This window comes from Cyanobium gracile UHCC 0139, assembly GCF_034931325.1.
Classification (GTDB): Bacteria; Cyanobacteriota; Cyanobacteriia; order PCC-6307; family Cyanobiaceae; genus Cyanobium; species Cyanobium gracile_B.
This window is the reverse complement of sequence record NZ_JAYGHX010000003.1, coordinates 13,844-29,318: the sequence shown is the minus strand read 5'-3', so window position 1 is coordinate 29,318 and position 15,475 is coordinate 13,844. Positions and strand designations below refer to the sequence as shown.

Sequence of the window (15,475 nt, the reverse complement as noted above, 5' to 3'; positions counted from 1 at the left end):
GCAGTCAGGATGCCGGAGCCTGCCCCGCGACCGGAAGCCGCAGGCTCAGCAGAGGGCGATGGGCCACTCCACCTTGACCACATCGAAGTCGTCGCCACCCAGGCGATTGAGTTCACCGGCGGCGCGCACGGCCGCCTCATGGGTATGGAAGAGATAGGCCGACGTCGGGTCGCTCACGTCCCCGAGGCCCTGATCCTCGGGACGGATGGAGACGTAGGAGCCGTCGGAGAGCCGCTGCAGCACATAGCGCTCGGCCTGGGTGCATTCCAAGGGATGGGCCGGATCGATCTCGGGTGCCCAGAAATGCATCACAACCCCCGTGAGTGACCCTTCTGAACTACTCCAGAGGACCCGTTGGCCGCGAGGGGACGCCACATGTCGTTGCAACCTGCTCGTCCCGGCCTCTCATGTCTCATTGCCGCCGAAGTCATCGTCATAGCCCTCATAGGGCTCGAATTCACTCCAGCCAGGACTGGCGTTCTGCAACAGCCCGTAGCGGGCGTCCACGTCATTCATCAGGGTGTTGCCTGTGGGCACCGTGTCACAGGTGATCGACCCATCCGCGGCGGTGACGCAATTCTCGAACTGCACGTTCGCCAGTGCCCTTCCCCCTCCCCCCGCCAGGACGATCAGCAGCAGGCTGACCAGGGAACCCGCCCGGAGACCCAAGGAGGGCCGGAGAACGTCGCTGGGCTGGGGAGCGTCGGCCATCACCGGAGGGGCATCTGCTGGGATGATGGCACCGCTTCAACACAGGCACCGATGTACACCGACTGGACCGCCGTGATCCTGCTGCTGCTCACGGCGGCACCCCTGGCCGTGGTTGTGGCCACCGCGGCCTTCTTCATCTGGCGGAAGAAACGGACCTCGAGGTGACCATCCGGAAGAGAATCCCCTCGCCCCCCATGGCCGGGGAACGACCCTGGCCCAGGCAGTCGAGGCAGGTGCGGTAACGCTGATCATCGATGCGCAGCAGGCCACTGCCGCCGCACTGGGGACATCGGCTCTGACCGAGGGACTGGCCCCTCGATCCGGAAGCAGGAACCTGGGCAGCCATGGCCGGTTCGCAGGGGTTTGTTTTCATCTCCTCACTGTGCCTGGCCCAGACCCCCTGGATCCCGAAATCTTCCTTAAGCCTTGACGCCCTCGCCCCGGCTCAGGCAACCCTGCAATCCCTCCAGGCTCAGGCCTTCCACCAGATCCTGGGCACTGAGCCGGCTGCCCGGCGGCACCAGATCCAGGCTGGCCGCCAGCTCCCCGATCACGCCGGGAGGATCCAGGCCCCGGCGCCGCAGACCGGCCAGCCCCTCGGCCCCCTCGCGCTTGCTCAGCCGCTCCCCCTGGCCATCCCGCCACAGGGGCACATGGGCATAGGACGGCGGGTCGGCGCCGAGGGCGGCCATCACGGCCACCTGGGCCCCGGTGGAGGGCCAGAGATCCTCCCCCCGCACCACCTCGCTGATGCCCATCAGCAGCTCGTCCACGGCCGTGGCCAGGTGATAGGCCACCACCCCGTCGGCCCTGCGCAGCACCACATCTCCCACCTCGGCATGACCGTCCTGGTGGCCATCGGGCCCGCAGCGCTCCTGCCAGCCCAGGACACCGGGCTCAAGGCACAGACGCCAGCTGGGCAGCCGCCCTGTCTGGGGGCCCCAAAGGGGCGGACCGTTCCGGCAGTGGCCCGGATACACCGCCAGCGCCCCATGGGGCGCGGAGACATCGGCCAGCAGGCGGCGGCTGCAGCGGCAGGGATAGAGCCGTCCGGCCTGGCGCAGCGCCGAAAGAACGGTGGCATAGACGCCTCTGTGGGCGCTCTGGCGGACCACGGGACCATCCCAGTGCAGACCCAGCCAGCGGAGGTCCTCCAGGATCGAAACCTCGGCGCCCGGCCGGTTGCGAGGCCCGTCGAGATCATCGATGCGCAGGAGCCACGCACCGCGCCTCAGCCGGGCTTCAAGCCAGCCGATCAGGGCGGTGCGCAGGTTGCCCCGGTGCAGGGGACCGGTGGGGGAAGGGGCGAAACGGGAGCGGTAGCCCCGCCGCCGGAGTTCCAGACCCGAGGCGAGACGTTCCTGGAGATGGAGGGGCAGCCGCAGGGGTGGACTGGAAGGCCCTGCGGCTACCGCCATGGCCGGAGAACGGCGGCGGTGGATCAGCCCTGGACCTTGTCCTTGAAGAGCTTGCCGGCGGTGAAGGCGGGCACCCGCTTGGCAGGGATCTTGATCTTCTCGCCGGTCTTGGGGTTCAGACCCTGACGGGCGGACCGCTCACGGGGCTCGAAGGAGCCGAAACCGAGGATGGACACCTTCTTGCCCTCGACCACCGAGTCGACGATGGTTTCGATGGCGGCATCGACGACGAGGGAGACGTCGGTCTTGGTGAGCTCCGTGCGGGCAGCCACGATGTTGACGAGATCAGCTTTGTTCATTGTTCGGGGGAAGCCTCCGGGTAGGTGGCGATGGCGGGGGTTCGGGTCGTCGAGTGTTGGAGGCGAATCGGAAGTCCCCGACCGCCCGGTGCGTTCAGCGCGCCAATCGTATGGGCGTTGCGTCAGGGCCGCAACAGGAGAAGTCCACTCATGACAGCGGTTTGGGGGTCATGGGGCCGGCAGTGGGGAAGTCCGTGCTAATAGCGGCGACCTCCAGCCCGCCCCCGGGGGGCTGCCGCGCCAGGGCCTCCAGATCCAGGTCGGCCAGCAGGTCGGCGCCCTGCTCCACCAGCTTCGCTCCCCTCAGGGCCCCCAGTCCGGCGCCGCTGGCGATCCAACCGGGGGAGCCGGGCGGCAGCCAACGGCGCATTCGCTCCACGCTGCGCAGCTGGCGCCCCCAGTGGAACGTGCCCCGATGCCGCAGGGGTGCGACGCGGGCCGGCGCCACCGGAACCAACAGCCGGCCGCAGAACAGCCCTCCTAGGCGGTCCCCCGCCGCCGGGGCGACATGCACGACGCAGGCGCCCGGGGAGGGCCCCGGCGTCCAGAACAGCCGAACGTCGGGCTCCAGCTGGTGCTCGGCGGCGAAGGTGTGCAGGGGATCCACACCGGGCAGGAGGTAGGCCTCCTGTTCCTGAACGAGAACCGGCCATCCCAGGGCCTGCTGCAGGCGGCGGCAGCGGCCATGGCCGCCGCGGCCGGTCAGCAGGATCCAGGACCGGGGCGGCCCGTTCCCCGCCGTCCGGTGGCGGGGGCGACCCGCCAGGAAGCGCAGGTTGGCCCGGGTGTAGGCGGGGCAGTCGATCAGCAGGTCGGCGCCGGCAGCCTCCAGCAGCCAGGCGCTGCCCCCCTGGCTCTCGCGGCTGGGGGCAAACAGCCAAAGCCCTGGCCGGACCGCCAGGGGCGCTCGGCCCTCCTCGGACGGCAACAGGGCGGCGGGGGACGCGTTCATCGCCCCATTGAACCCCCGGCGGCAGCTTCCGGAGGCCCGGCGTAGCCTGGGCGGAACCCTGGCCAGTGATTTGTCGGCGACCCGGATCGGACATCCCTGGCCACTGGGGGCCTCCGTCACCCGCCGGGGCGTCAATTTTTCCGTGGTGGCGCCCCTGGCCACCCGCATCGAGCTGCTGATCTTCGCGGACGGGGCCGCCCGGGAGCCCCTGGAGGTGATCGAACTCGACCCCGGCCACCGCTCCGGTGAGCACTGGCATGTGGAGGTGGAGGGCCTCGGGATCGGCTGCTGCTACGGCTACCGGGTGTTCGGCCCGATCCAGCCCGGGAGCCATGGCTTCAACCCCTCCAAAGTGCTGCTCGACCCCTGCGCCCGGGCGATCACCGGCTGGGATGTCTACCAGCGGGGCGCCGCCGTCGGCGCCGTCCCCAACGCTTCGGCCTGCCTCAAGGGGGTGGTCACCGAGCGGGACCGGTTCGACTTCGACGCCGCTCCCCGGCCTCGCCATTCCTGGCAGAAGAGCGTCATCTACGAGCTGCACGTGGGAGGTTTCACCCGTGGCGCCGGCTGCCCGGTGCCGGCGGAACGCCAGGGAACGCTGTTGGGGTTGATCGACACCCTGCCCTATCTCCAGTCGATGGGGGTGACGGCGATCGAACTGCTGCCTGTGATGGCCTTCGATCCCCAGGACGCCCCTGCCGGGCGGTTCAACCACTGGGGCTACAGCCCGGTGAGCTGGATGGCCCCCCATCCGGCCTACCTGGTCGAGCGCGACCCGCTGCAGGGCCGGCACGAGGTGCGCCAGCTGGTGACCGCCTGTCACCAGGCCGGCCTGGAGGTGCTGCTGGACGTGGTCTACAACCACACCAGCGAAGGCAACCAGGAGGGCCCCACCCTGAGCTGGCGGGGGTTGGGCGACGCCCTCTACTACCACCAGACCACCCGGGGCGACTACCTCGATGTGAGCGGCTGCGGCAACACGATCGCCGCCAACCGCCCCCTGGTGCGGCGCCTGATCCTGGAGTCCCTGCGCTGCTGGAGCACGGAGCTGGGCATCGACGGCTTCCGCTTCGACCTCGGTATCGCCCTGACCCGGGGCGAGGGCCTGGCCCCCCTCGATGCGCCCCCCCTGTTCGAGGAGATGGAGGCGGATCCGGATCTCAGCGATCTGAAGGTGGTGAGCGAACCCTGGGACTGCGGCGGCCTCTACCGGCTCGCCGACTTCCCGGCCCGGCGGGTGGCCAGCTGGAACGGCCGCTTCCGCGACGACGTGCGCCGCTTCTGGAAGGGCGACGACCGCACCACCTGGAGCCTGAGTCAGCGCCTGTCAGGTAATCCGGATCTGTTCAACGGCCAGCCCTCTCCGGTGGGCCGCACGATCAACTTCCTCACCGCCCACGACGGCTTCACCCTGGCGGACCTGGTCAGCTTCGACCGCAAGCACAACCTGGCCAACGGCGAGAACGACCGCGACGGCGACAACCACAACAACAGCTGGAACCACGGCGTGGAGGGTCCCTGCACCGACGCCGGCGTGAACGGCCTGCGGGACCGGCAGCTGCGCAACCTGCTGGCCTCCCTGCTGCTGGCCCCCGGCGTACCGATGCTGCTGATGGGCGATGAGGTGCGGCGCAGCCAGGGGGGCAACAACAACACCTGGTGCCAGAACAACCCCCTCGGGTGGATGCACTGGCAGCCGGACGCCGGCGACATGGCCCTGCGCCGCTTCCTGCGGCGCCTGATCCAGCTGCGCCAGCGGCTCGCCCCCCTGCTCAACCAGGAACTGCCCCTGGCCCCGGCCCCGAACGGGCCGGCCCGGGGCGCCGGCAGCCAGCCCCTCTGGCGGGAGTGGCACGGCCTCGAGCTGGGCAAGCCCGACTGGGCGAGCTGGTCCCACTGCCTGGCCTGGAGCCTGCATGACGCCAGCCTCGGCCCCCTGCTCTGGTGCGGCATGAACGCCTACTACCAGCCGATGCAGTTCCAGCTGCCGGCCCAGGCTGCCGGCTGGCGGCGGGTCATCGACACGGCCATTCCCGGCGACCACGACCTGCCGGCGAAAGCCGATCCCTGGCTGTTGCCGACGGCGCCCCTGGAGAGCCGCAGCCTGATGCTGCTGGTGGCGACCCCGCTGCTGGAGGACACGGAAGCTCAGGCTGGAGTTCAGGCTGGGCCTGGGGGAGCGGCTCCGGCGGAGGAGCAAGCGGGCGGCGGGAATCGAACCCGCATCATCAGCTTGGAAGGCTGAGGTTTTACCACTAAACTACGCCCGCAGCAGTACAGGGGTACTGGCGACTGGTTTCCTGGAACTGGTTCCCCGAAACCGGCTGCAGCATTATGACCTGCACCGGACGGCCACAACCCGACGACCATCACCGGAGCTCCTCCAGGTTTGACAACTCCCACGCCGTCCAACCCGCCACCGGCAGCGCCGCACCTGCCGTCGGGTGTGGTGGATACGGCGGACCTTCCGGCCGGTGAGCGCCGCAGGGTTCTTCTGGCCTACGGCATGGGGGACGCCGGCACCGGCATGGCGGCCTCCCTGATCGGCTTCTACCTCTTCATCTTCTACACCTCGGCGGCGGGGTTGCCGGCCTGGATGGCTGGGCTGGTGCTGATGACGGCCCGGCTCTGGGATGCCATCAACGACCCGATCGTGGGCTGGCTGAGCGACAAGACCCGCACCTCCTGGGGTCCCCGTCTGCCCTGGATCCTGGGCAGCGCCGTTCCCCTCGGCTTCGCCATGGCCCTGATGTGGTGGCTGCCGCCGGGGGGCCCCTGGGTCCGGTTCGCCGTGTTCGTGGCCATCTCGATGGTGGCCAACAGCCTCTACACGTGCGTCAACCTTCCCTACTCCGCCCTGGCGGCGGAACTCACCACCAGCGTCAACCTGCGCACCCGCCTCAACAGCGCCCGCTTCACCGGCTCGATCATCGCCGGCCTGGTGGGGATCGTGCTGGGGGGCGTGCTGCTCAAGGATCACCAGAACCCGGGCAGCTACCTGCAGGTGGGGATCTTCTCAGGGGTGCTGATCACCTGCTCCACCCTGATCTGCGGCTGGGGCATCGCGCCGGCGGCGCGGCACTGCCAGCGGCCCACCAGCCAGCGGGGCACCACCCGGCGGCTCCTGGCCCGGGTGGGCAGCAACGGCCGCTTCCAGATGGTGCTTGGGCTCTACCTGCTGCTCTGGTGCGCTCTCCAGATCATGCAGACGGCAGCGCTGATCTACCTGCCGGTGGTGATGCGGCTGCCGGAGGGCTGGAGCAACTGGATCCTGCTGCCCTTCCAGGTCAGCACCCTGATGGGGCTCCAGCTCTGGACCGCCTTCGCCCGCCGCCGCGGTCGCCTGGCGGCCCTGCACTGGGGCACCGCCCTCTGGATCGCCGCCTGCCTGTTGGCGATGGTGCTGGTGCCGCTCGATGCCGCCATCGGCCCCACCGCCTCCGCCGCCAACCTGGCGCGTCTCACCGCCCTGGTGGTGACGATCCTGATCGTCGGCCTTGGGGCCTCCACCGCCTACCTGATCCCCTGGGCCCTGCTGCCGGATGCCATTGATGCCGATCCGGAGAAACCCGCCGGGCTCTACAGCGCCTGGATGGTGTTCACCCAGAAGATCTGCATCAGCCTGGCCCTGTTCTTCTTTGGCAACCTCATGAGCCTCAGCGGTTACCAGGCGGCCCGGGGCATCCTGCAGCCGGACAGCGCCCTGCTGGCGATCCGGATGTGCATGGGCCTGATCCCGGCCTTGCTGGTGGTGCTGGGCCTGGTGGTGATGCGGCGCTGGCCGGATCGGGGCCCCCACCAGGAGGCCCTGCCCGCTTCCGTGCCATGAAGATGCCGCGCTGGCTGCAGCGGCTGGGGGCCAGCCTGTTGATCGGCGGTCAGGCGGTGAGCGCCATCGCCCGCGGCCGCATCGGCATGGTCGACCTGGTCCAGGAACTGCTGGAGGCCGGGCCGGGCAGCTTCCTGATCGTGCTGATCACGGCCCTGGCGGCCGGCACGGTGTTCAACATCCAGGTGGCGGCCGAACTCTCCAAGCAGGGGGCCAGCGCCGCCGTGGGGGGACTGCTCGCCCTGGGCCTCTCACGGGAGATCGCCCCCCTGCTCACGGCGACCCTGCTCACCGGCAAGGTGGCCACCGCCTACGCCGCCCAGCTGGGCACCATGAAGGTGACCGAGCAGATCGACGCCATCACGATGCTGCGCACCGACCCGGTGGAGTACCTCGTCGTGCCACGGGTGCTGGCCATGGTGGTGATGGCGCCGGTGCAGTGCCTGCTGTTCTTCTGGATGGCGATCTGGTCCGGCCAGGTGAGCAGCACCCTCCTCTACAGCATTCCACCGTCCGTCTTCTGGAACTCGGTGCGGGTCTGGATGGAGCCCGACGACCTGCCCTCGATGCTGCTCAAGGCCGTGGTGTTCGGCCTGATGATCGCCGTCATCGCCTGCGGCTGGGGTCTCACCACCCGTGGGGGCCCCAAGGAGGTGGGCGCCAGCACCACCGGCGCGGTGGTCATGATTCTCGTCAGCGTCGCCCTGGTGGACGTGCTGCTCACCCAGTTGCTCTTCGGCCAATGACCTCCTCCCCCTCCTCCCCCCCGGCCAGCGGCGCCCCCGAGGGCGCCGCCTGCGCGGATGCGGTGATCCTCCGCCCCAGGGCCTGGGTGCCGCTCGGCCTGCTGGCGCTGGCGGGCGCCGGCCTGGGCCTGCGGCCGCTGTGGAGCGCCGCGCTCTGGCCGGCCCTGGCGATGGGGGTCATGGGGCTGTTCCTGCTGCTGCAGACGGCCCTGCTGCGGTTGCGTTTCGCGGCCGATGCCCTGCTGGTGTCCCGGGGCGACTCGGTGATCCGCCGCTTCCCCTACGACGAATGGATCGCCTGGCGGGTCTGGTGGCCGGCCCTGCCGGTGCTGTTCTATTTCCGGGAACGGAAGAGCATTCACCTGCTGCCGATGCTGTTCGACGCCACGGCCCTGCGGGAGGAGCTCGAGCGGCGCCTGCCGGCCCCGTCCCCGCCGGAGTCCGCTCCCCCAGAACCCGGCTCCCCCTGAACACGCCTGAGCCCCTGCCGCCTTGCCCTCCCGCCTGCCATGAGCGACCAAGCCGAACCGCCCGCCATCACGCCACCCGAACCCACCCCGGGCCCCCCCCCCGCCGCGGCCGCGGCCGGGAGCGATGGGCTGCTGGAGCTGGCCCTGACGGAACTGCGGGAGCGCCGCTCCGAACTTCTGGGGGAGATCGGCGAGCTGGAGAACCGCCGGGAGCAGATCCGCCAGGAGATCGCGGGCAGCTTCGCCGGCCAGTCGGATGCGATCGCCCGGCGGCTCAAGGGCTTCCAGGACTACCTGGTGGGGGCCCTGCAGGATCTGGCGGCCGCCGCCGAGCAGATGGAGCTGGTGGTCCAGCCGCTGGTGGTGCAGCCCTCCCCACTCGACCAGGCAACGCCGGGCGCGGGGGCCGGGGACGCCCCGGAGGCCGCCACGGCACCTGCCGCCGCCGGTCTATTCACTGACGACGCGGACCTGGTCCGGGAACGGCTGGAGCAGTTCGGCGGCCAGCCCGACTTCTACGCCGATCCCTGGAAGCTGCGCCGCACCCTGGAGCGCTCCGCCGCCACCCGACTGGAGGACTGGTTCCTCTCCCAGGGGGGCCGGGGCGCCCAGCCCAGCGGCGGCAGCCGCAGCCGCAATGCCCTGGCGGCGGCGGCGGCGATCGCGATCCTGGGGGAGCTCTACGGCGAGCGTTTCCAGACCCTGGTGCTGGCCAGCCAGCCGGAACGGCTCGGGGAATGGCGCCGGGGGCTGCAGGACTGCCTGGGGCTGAGCCGCGACGATTTCGGCCCCGCCAGCGGCATCGTGCTGTTCGAGCGCCCCGATGCCCTGATCGAGCGGGCCGACCGACTCGAGGAGCGGGGGGAGCTGCCCTTCATCGTGATCGACGCGGCCGAGCAGGTGATCGAGATCCCGATCCTGCAGTTCCCCCTCTGGCTGGCCTTCGCCGCCGGCCCCGGGGAGATCGACGCCGAAGCCGATCTCTACTGACCCACCCAACCCCTCCTGCCATGGCCTTCCTCCCCGATCTGCTCGTGCTGCCGGCGGGTTATCTGCTGGGCTCGATTCCTTTCGGCTGGCTGGCGGGCCAGTGGCTCGCCGGCGTCGACCTGCGCCAGGAAGGCTCCGGGTCCACCGGCGCCACCAATGTGCTGCGGGTGCTGGGCAAGGGTCCGGCCCTGGTGGTGTTCCTGCTCGACGTGCTCAAGGGAACCGCCGCGGTGCTGCTGGCCAAGGCGGTGCTCCAGCCCCTTGGTTTCAGCGCCGCCAGCGACTGGGCAGTGGTGGCGGCGGGCCTGGCGGCCCTGGCCGGCCACATCTGGCCGCTCTGGCTGGGCTGGAAAGGCGGTAAGGCGGTGGCCACCGGCCTGGGGATGCTGCTGGGCCTGACCTGGCCCGTGGGCCTGGCCTGTTTCGGCATCTTCCTCACCACCCTGAGCCTCAGCCGCATCGTGTCGCTCTCCAGCGTGGTCGCGGCCCTGTCGCTGCCCCTGCTGATGCTGGGCTCCTTCGGGGCCGACGGCCTGCGGCCGGCCTACCTGAGCCTGGCCCTGCTCACCACGGCGCTGGTGCTCTGGCGGCACCGCAGCAACCTGCAGCGGCTGATGGCCGGCACCGAGCCGCGCCTCGGTGCCGGGCGCAGCTGACGGCGGGCTGTGAAGCAGGAGCCGCTGGGAGTTGTTCAGGCCAGCTGGCGACTGCGATCTGCGGCGGCCAGCACGGCCTCGATCAGGGCCGAGCGCAGGCCGGCCCGCTCCAGCTGCCGCAGCCCGGCGGCCGTGGTGCCGGCGGGGCTGGTCACCATGTCCTTGAGCTGGCCGGGGTGGAGCTCCTGCCCCTGCAGCAGCGCCGCCGTGCCCGCCATGGTGCGGTGGGCCAGGTGCATGGCCAACGGTCGGGGCAGGCCTGCCGCCACCGCCCCGTCGGCCATCGACTCGGCCACCAGGGCCAGGAAGGCGGGACCGGAGGAGGTGAGGGCCAGGAAGGGATCGAGCTGGTGTTCCGGCAGATCCAGCACCTCCCCCACCTGGGCGAACAACCCGCGCACCTGTTCGCGCCGGGCCTCGCCGACACCCTCGCCCCAGCTCAGCCCCGTGAGTCCGGCCCGCACCAGGGCTGGGGTGTTGGGCACAGCGCGCACGCAGGACCGTCCAGGGAACAGGGCCTGCAGCCGCGAGAGGGTCACCCCCGCCAACACGGAGATCAGCAGCGGCTCGCCGCTGGACGGGACCGCCGCCAGGGCTTCGGTCGCCGCGGGGGCCACCGCTTCGATCTGCTGGGGCTTCACCGCCAGCAGCACCACCGGAGCGGCCCAGGCCGGGGCGGCATCGGTGGAGACCTGAACCTTGAGTTCGTCGCTCAGCCGGCGGGCGGATGCCTCGGTGGCCACCGCCGCCCGGACGGAGGAGCGCTCGACCAGGCCGGAGTCGAGAAGCGGCAGCAGCAGGGCCCGGGCCATGCGGCCGAGCCCCACCACCCCGAGGGTGTCAGACCATGGCATCTGAACGGCCCCAGGCGGGGCTGGGGGCGGCCTCCTGCTGATCATCCACGGGGCCGGTGCGCCCGGAGACCACCGTGGGGGAGGCGGCTTCCTCACCGCCCGCCGTGGTGACCGTGACGCAGCTGGGGGCGAACAGGAAGATGCTCTCGCCGACCCGTTCCTGGTGGCCGTCGATGGCGAAGGTGCCACCGGCCACGAAATCCACGGCCCGCTGCGCCTGATCCGGCTCCATCATCGTGAGATTGAGAATCACGGTCTTACGTTCCCTGAGGGCCTGAATCGCCCGGGGCATTTCGTCGAAGCTGCGCGGCTCCATCAGACACACCTCGGCCACGGCGCTGGTGATCCCAGGCATGCCGATGACGTTGGTTCCGGCGAAGGGATCGTCGGTGGAGAAATCGGTGCTCAGAGCCAGGGCTCCGGTGTTTCTGCCGGTGGTTGAGGTGGCCGCGGCCGTGGTGGTGTCACCGGGGTCGTAGTCGAGTTCGTCGTCGAAGTCGCCATCGAGATAGTCGTCACCGGAGACGACGGCACGCAGGCGGGAGAACAACGACACGGAGCCGACCTCGGGAAAGATGCTTGGCCTTGAATAGCGTCCCACATCCCCGCCGGCAAGATCCCTGGGCCCGTTCAGGTCTGGATCGGTCGCGTTCCGAAAAGAAGGCTCCCGAGTCTCACCCAGGTGCTACCTGCCGCCACAGCTTCGCGCCAGTCCCCGCTCATCCCCATCGAACAGTCCGGCAGACCCAGGGCATCGGCCAGGGCACGACACTCCCGGAACAGTTCCAGCCGCTCCCCGGGGGTGAGACCGAGGGGGCGATGGTCATCAGACCGAGGCAGCGCAAGGGCGCCAGGTGTCCCAGGTCGGGCCCCAGGGCCCGCACCTCGGCCGGTTCGAAGCCGGTCTTGGCCGGGTCGGGGCGGAACTTCACCTGCAGCAGGATCCCTGGGGCGAGGCCCTCTTCGGCGGCGATGCGCTGCAGCCGCCCGGCCAGGGCCAGGCTGTCGACGGAATGGATGGTGCCGAAGCGGCGCAGCACGGCGCGGGCCTTGTTGGCCTGGAGACGGCCGATGAAGTGCCAGTCGAGGTCCGACAGGTCACCCAGGGCGTCCTGCTTGGCGATGGCCTCCTGCAGCCGGCTCTCCCCGAAGCTCCGCTGGCCCAGGGCCGCCGCCTGGCGCACCAGTTCGGCCGGATGGCCCTTCGACACCGCCAGCAGGCGGGTGGAGGGTGGCAACGCCGCCTGGAGGGCCCCCAGCCGCTCCGCCAGGGTGGAACCGAACGCCTCCGCCGCCCCGGGCGACGCCAACGCCATCAGATGAAGGTCTGGTCGAAGAGCTGGCGCCAGCGGGCCTGGGCCTCGGGCCCCTCGCGGCGGCAGCGGGCCAAGTTCTGCTCGGCAAAGTGGCGGGCGTCCATCAGGGGGATCACCTCGAAATGGGCGCCGCGCTCCTGCAGGGTGACCAGGAAGAAGATCCGCTGGGCGTAGAGCGTGGCATAGAGATCGCGGCTCTCGGCCACCGGCGCTACCCGATAGAGCATCCCGAACGTCGGGTGGTTCAGATAGCGCTCCGTGCTCACGACTCCCTGCAGGCTGGGGCCATTAAAGGGCACCGACTTTCCAGCGGAGCGCCAGCAGCGCCGCCAGGGCCAGCACCGCCGCCAGGCTGGCGCCGGAGGGGGTGGCGGACGGCTGGTGCAGGCGGTCGGGGGGAAGCCACATCCCGCCGCGCGCCATCAGGGCCTCGGCCCCCTGCTCGGAGCGCAGCAGCACGTTGGCCAGCAGCCGCTCCCCCACGGCCAGCACCAGGCCGAGACTGGCCTTCCAGCCCAGGCGGCGCAGATTCACCGCCCGGGTGGCGATCGAGCGCAGCAGGTTCTGGAGTTCCTCCTGAACCAGGGGCAGGAAGCGCAGGGACAAGAGCAGGGTGAAGCCCAGGCGCTCCACGGGCCAGCCCAGGGCCCGCAGGGGGCCCAGCCACCAGGCCATGGTCCAGACCAGTTCCTCGGGGGGGGTGGAGAGCAGCAGCAGGTTGGCGCTGTGGATGACGGTGAACAGCAGGGTGGCGCCGTTGATGCCGAGTTCGGCGGAGCGGCGGGTGACCACCAGGGGGCCCAGCTCCAGCGGCCCGGCCATCACGGGGCCCCAGCGCACCAGTTCCCAGGGCAGGCCGGCCCGCGATGGGGGAGGGGCACCAGGGGGCGCCGGGACCAGCCGCAGCTCCGCGGGGGGACGCTGGAGGCTGGCCGGCGCCGCCCCGGCGGCCGGCAGCAGGGCGGCCAGCAGACCCACCAGCAGCGCCAGGGCAATCAGCAGCGGCAGACTCTGCCGCCAGAGGCGCCAGGGCAGGCCGCTGACGGCGGTGATCAGCAGCAGCAGCCCCACCAGGGCCAGCCGCCACATGGGCCCGGCCAGGATCGGCGTCACCAGGAACGCCACCGTCCACACCAGCTTCACCCGGGGGTCCAGGCGCCGCAGCCAGCTGCCGGGGCCGCCCTCACCGGCCTCGCCGTCATCGACGTACTGACCGATCGGCAGCTGCCGCAACCAGTCCATTCAGGCCAGCCCCCCCTGGATCACCCCCGGAATCACCGTCCCCATCGACCTCAGCCGCCCCGGCTCTGGTGGCGGGCCTGCTCCTTCTCGGCGTCCCGCTGCTGCTTGCCGCGCCAGAAGAGCCGCACCGGGGATCCCTCGAAGCCCAGGGCCTCGCGGATCTGGCGCTCGACGTAGCGGCGGTAGGTGTCGCCGAACAGCTTGGGGTCGTTGACGAACAGGGTGAAGCTGGGCGGGCGTGTCGCCACCTGGGTGCCGTAGTAGAGGCGGCCCTGGCGGCCGCCGCGGGTGGTGGGGGGGGAACGCCAGCGCAGGGCCTCCTGCAGCACCTCGTTCACCACCGAGGTGCTCACCCGGCGGCGGTGCTGCTCCACCGCCACCGCGGCGATGGCGAAGATGCTTTCCACCCGCTGGCCGGTGACGGCGGAGGTGAACAGCATCGGCGCCCAGTCAAGGAAGTAGAGCTTGGCGCGCAGCTCCTTTTCCATGGCGCTCATGGTGTGGCTGTCCTTCTCGATCAGGTCCCACTTGTTGACCACCACCGCACAGGCGCGGCCGTCCTCCTCGATGCGGCCCGCCAGGCGCTGGTCCTGCTCGGTGACCCCATCGAGGGCATCAATCACCAGCACGCAGACATCGCTGCGCTCGATCGCCTTGAAGCTGCGGGTGATGCCGAAGTACTCCGGGCCGTAGTCGACGCTGCGGCGCCGGCGGATGCCGGCGGTGTCGAGCAGCTTCCAGGTGTGGCCCTCCCGCTCGATCGTGGTGTCGATCGTGTCGCGGGTGGTGCCGCGGATCGGACTGACGATGGCCCGGTTCTCGCCGCAGATGGCATTCAGCAGGCTGGACTTGCCCACGTTGGGACGGCCGATGATCGCCAGCTGGATCGGCTCGGCCTCATCGCTCTCGGTCGTGGCCGGCAGGAAGCTGATCACCCGGTCGAGCAGATCGCCGGTGCCGGCGCCATGGATGGCGGAGATCGGGTGGGGCTCGCCCAGACCCAGGCCCCAGAAGTCGGCCGCCATGGCCAGGCCCTGATCAGGCGACTCGCACTTGTTCACCCCCAGCAGCACGGGGACGTTGTGGCCCCGCAGCCACTCGGCGATCGATTCATCGGCGGCGGTGACCCCCTGCTGGCCGTCCACGATCACCACCGCCACCGACGCCTCGGCCAGGGCCAGGTTGGCCTGCTCCCGGATCTCGGGCAGAAATTCGCTGTCGTCGTCGAACACCAGGCCGCCGGTGTCCACCACCCGGAAGGTGCGGTCACCCCAGAAACCCTCCTGGTAGGTGCGGTCCCGGGTCACACCGGGCTGGTCGTGAACGATGGCCTCACGGCTGCGGCAGAGCCTGTTGACCAGCGTGGACTTGCCCACGTTGGGGCGTCCGATCACGGCGACGACGGGGAGCGCCAATCTGACTTATTCCTTACGACGGATGCGTTACCTAGACCCTACAGAGCCACCGACGCCTCAACCCACCGGGGGATCGCCGGGATGGCCGGCCACCGGATCTTCGGGCGGATCCAGGAGCTCCGGCAGCGGGCCCGCCTCCGGCAGCGGTTCGCCCCGTGCGGCCAGATCGGCCAGCAACCAGTTCACCGCCGTGGCCCGCCGGGTGCGGCGGGGGTAGAGGCCGCCGATGCGGTAGCCGGCGAAGCCCAGCTGCTGCTTGAGCAACTGCTTGTGCTCGGGGGCGATCGAGCGGGTCAGCCGCACGCTCGCGGGTCGCTCGGCGATCAGCGGCGGCGCCTCGGGAAAGGCCTCGGCCCAAGGCGGCGGGGTGGCGGGCCCGGCCGGCCAGCGGCCCTCGGCGTCCGGGAGGTAGCCCAGCCGCTCCCAGATCAGCCGGCAGACGAAGCGATCGCTGGTGCGGTCCTCCAGCACCGCCTCCAGCAGGGCGCGGCTGAGGGGAAACGGTCCCGGGGCGCCATCGGGCTTCCAGGGGGGAGCGGCGGCAGCGTCCAAAGCGGCGTCTGGCATCCGAGAGTGA

General features: G+C 70.7%; 17 protein-coding genes, 1 tRNA gene and 1 pseudogene. 6 read left to right on the top strand and 13 right to left on the bottom strand.

Translation table 11 applies throughout. The annotated features are described in order from the left end of the window. Window positions 1-45 precede the first annotated feature (45 nt). From VB738_RS06260 to VB738_RS06240, 5 genes are all read right to left on the bottom strand, one after another. Entirely contained in the window at window positions 46-309 is a 264-nt protein-coding gene (locus tag VB738_RS06260; RefSeq protein ID WP_323304943.1) for a hypothetical protein, read from the bottom strand. 96 nt (window positions 310-405) lie between these two features. Then, on the bottom strand, window positions 406-711 hold the full coding sequence (locus VB738_RS06255) for a lactate dehydrogenase (RefSeq protein WP_323304942.1): 306 nt from the start codon (window positions 709-711) through the stop codon (window positions 406-408). Between the two features lie 419 nt (window positions 712-1,130). Then, on the bottom strand, window positions 1,131-2,129 hold the full coding sequence (gene gluQRS, locus VB738_RS06250; protein WP_323304941.1) for a tRNA glutamyl-Q(34) synthetase GluQRS: 999 nt from the start codon (window positions 2,127-2,129) through the stop codon (window positions 1,131-1,133). Window positions 2,130-2,152: 23 nt separating this feature from the next. After that, entirely contained in the window at window positions 2,153-2,428 is a 276-nt protein-coding gene (locus VB738_RS06245; protein WP_015110525.1) for an HU family DNA-binding protein, read from the bottom strand. A gap of 148 nt (window positions 2,429-2,576) precedes the next feature. Further along, window positions 2,577-3,380: an MBL fold metallo-hydrolase gene (locus tag VB738_RS06240; protein WP_323304940.1), complete on the bottom strand. Its 804-nt coding sequence runs from the start codon at window positions 3,378-3,380 to the stop codon at window positions 2,577-2,579. 70 nt (window positions 3,381-3,450) lie between these two features. Here VB738_RS06240 and VB738_RS06235 point away from each other — a divergent pair, with 70 nt between their 5' ends. Next, complete coding sequence (locus VB738_RS06235; RefSeq protein ID WP_323305175.1) at window positions 3,451-5,625, top strand: isoamylase; 2,175 nt, start codon at window positions 3,451-3,453, stop codon at window positions 5,623-5,625. Here VB738_RS06235 and VB738_RS06230 read toward each other — a convergent pair. Then, window positions 5,580-5,650, bottom strand: a tRNA-Gly gene (locus VB738_RS06230). The genes VB738_RS06235 and VB738_RS06230 overlap by 46 nt on opposite strands. Window positions 5,651-5,769: 119 nt before the next feature. On the opposite strand from VB738_RS06230, the gene VB738_RS06225 reads away from it, so the two are divergent. Genes VB738_RS06225 through plsY form a run of 5 tightly spaced genes read left to right on the top strand, consistent with a single transcriptional unit; the run spans window position 5,770 to window position 10,071 of the window. Further along, entirely contained in the window at window positions 5,770-7,209 is a 1,440-nt protein-coding gene (locus VB738_RS06225) for an MFS transporter (protein ID WP_323304939.1), read from the top strand. Then, on the top strand, window positions 7,206-7,955 hold the full coding sequence (locus VB738_RS06220; protein WP_323304938.1) for an ABC transporter permease: 750 nt from the start codon (window positions 7,206-7,208) through the stop codon (window positions 7,953-7,955). The genes VB738_RS06225 and VB738_RS06220 overlap by 4 nt, the downstream gene beginning before the upstream one ends. Next, window positions 7,952-8,425: a DUF3119 family protein gene (locus tag VB738_RS06215; RefSeq protein WP_323304937.1), complete on the top strand. Its 474-nt coding sequence runs from the start codon at window positions 7,952-7,954 to the stop codon at window positions 8,423-8,425. The genes VB738_RS06220 and VB738_RS06215 overlap by 4 nt, the downstream gene beginning before the upstream one ends. Before the next feature lie 39 nt (window positions 8,426-8,464). Beyond that, window positions 8,465-9,415 (top strand): DUF3086 domain-containing protein, encoded by a 951-nt coding sequence (locus tag VB738_RS06210; protein ID WP_323304936.1) that lies wholly within the window; start codon window positions 8,465-8,467, stop codon window positions 9,413-9,415. 20 nt (window positions 9,416-9,435) lie between these two features. Beyond that, on the top strand, window positions 9,436-10,071 hold the full coding sequence (gene plsY, locus VB738_RS06205) for a glycerol-3-phosphate 1-O-acyltransferase PlsY (RefSeq protein ID WP_323304935.1): 636 nt from the start codon (window positions 9,436-9,438) through the stop codon (window positions 10,069-10,071). 35 nt (window positions 10,072-10,106) lie between these two features. Here the strand turns inward: plsY and proC are convergent, their stop codons facing one another. The 7 genes and pseudogenes from proC to VB738_RS06170 all read right to left on the bottom strand — a co-directional run bounded on the left by proC (window position 10,107) and on the right by VB738_RS06170 (window position 15,465). Then, the gene (proC, locus tag VB738_RS06200) at window positions 10,107-10,925 is read right to left on the bottom strand and encodes a pyrroline-5-carboxylate reductase (RefSeq protein ID WP_323304934.1); all 819 of its coding nucleotides are present in this window, start codon (window positions 10,923-10,925) and stop codon (window positions 10,107-10,109) included. Continuing rightward, window positions 10,912-11,481: a cell division protein SepF gene (locus VB738_RS06195; protein ID WP_323304933.1), complete on the bottom strand. Its 570-nt coding sequence runs from the start codon at window positions 11,479-11,481 to the stop codon at window positions 10,912-10,914. The genes proC and VB738_RS06195 overlap by 14 nt, the downstream gene beginning before the upstream one ends. A gap of 74 nt (window positions 11,482-11,555) precedes the next feature. After that, window positions 11,556-12,241 (bottom strand): annotated as a pseudogene (locus VB738_RS06190) (YggS family pyridoxal phosphate-dependent enzyme). After that, the gene (locus VB738_RS06185; RefSeq protein WP_015110514.1) at window positions 12,241-12,507 is read right to left on the bottom strand and encodes a PipX family protein; all 267 of its coding nucleotides are present in this window, start codon (window positions 12,505-12,507) and stop codon (window positions 12,241-12,243) included. Before VB738_RS06185 ends, VB738_RS06190 begins: the two are co-directional and overlap by 1 nt. 22 nt (window positions 12,508-12,529) lie before the next feature. Next, a complete protein-coding gene (locus tag VB738_RS06180) occupies window positions 12,530-13,483 on the bottom strand; it encodes a CbiQ family ECF transporter T component (protein ID WP_323304932.1) in 954 nt (317 codons plus the stop codon). Window positions 13,484-13,533: 50 nt separating this feature from the next. Further along, on the bottom strand, window positions 13,534-14,898 hold the full coding sequence (der, locus tag VB738_RS06175; RefSeq protein ID WP_323304931.1) for a ribosome biogenesis GTPase Der: 1,365 nt from the start codon (window positions 14,896-14,898) through the stop codon (window positions 13,534-13,536). Between the two features lie 57 nt (window positions 14,899-14,955). Then, window positions 14,956-15,465: a DUF1823 family protein gene (locus VB738_RS06170; RefSeq protein WP_323304930.1), complete on the bottom strand. Its 510-nt coding sequence runs from the start codon at window positions 15,463-15,465 to the stop codon at window positions 14,956-14,958. Between the last annotated feature and the right edge of the window lie 10 nt (window positions 15,466-15,475).

Excerpts from the sequence above, each read along its gene's own strand:
- VB738_RS06260 (WP_323304943.1), bottom strand. The coding sequence starts at position 309 with ATGCATTTCTGGGCACCCGAGATCGATCCGGCCCATCCCTTGGAATGC.
- VB738_RS06255 (WP_323304942.1), bottom strand. The coding sequence starts at position 711 with ATGGCCGACGCTCCCCAGCCCAGCGACGTTCTCCGGCCCTCCTTGGGT.
- gluQRS (WP_323304941.1), bottom strand. The coding sequence starts at position 2,129 with ATGGCGGTAGCCGCAGGGCCTTCCAGTCCACCCCTGCGGCTGCCCCTC.
- VB738_RS06245 (WP_015110525.1), bottom strand. The coding sequence starts at position 2,428 with ATGAACAAAGCTGATCTCGTCAACATCGTGGCTGCCCGCACGGAGCTC.
- VB738_RS06240 (WP_323304940.1), bottom strand. The coding sequence starts at position 3,380 with ATGAACGCGTCCCCCGCCGCCCTGTTGCCGTCCGAGGAGGGCCGAGCG.
- VB738_RS06220 (WP_323304938.1), top strand. The coding sequence starts at position 7,206 with ATGAAGATGCCGCGCTGGCTGCAGCGGCTGGGGGCCAGCCTGTTGATC.
- VB738_RS06215 (WP_323304937.1), top strand. The coding sequence starts at position 7,952 with ATGACCTCCTCCCCCTCCTCCCCCCCGGCCAGCGGCGCCCCCGAGGGC.
- VB738_RS06210 (WP_323304936.1), top strand. The coding sequence starts at position 8,465 with ATGAGCGACCAAGCCGAACCGCCCGCCATCACGCCACCCGAACCCACC.
- plsY (WP_323304935.1), top strand. The coding sequence starts at position 9,436 with ATGGCCTTCCTCCCCGATCTGCTCGTGCTGCCGGCGGGTTATCTGCTG.
- proC (WP_323304934.1), bottom strand. The coding sequence starts at position 10,925 with ATGCCATGGTCTGACACCCTCGGGGTGGTGGGGCTCGGCCGCATGGCC.
- VB738_RS06180 (WP_323304932.1), bottom strand. The coding sequence starts at position 13,483 with ATGGACTGGTTGCGGCAGCTGCCGATCGGTCAGTACGTCGATGACGGC.
- VB738_RS06170 (WP_323304930.1), bottom strand. The coding sequence starts at position 15,465 with ATGCCAGACGCCGCTTTGGACGCTGCCGCCGCTCCCCCCTGGAAGCCC.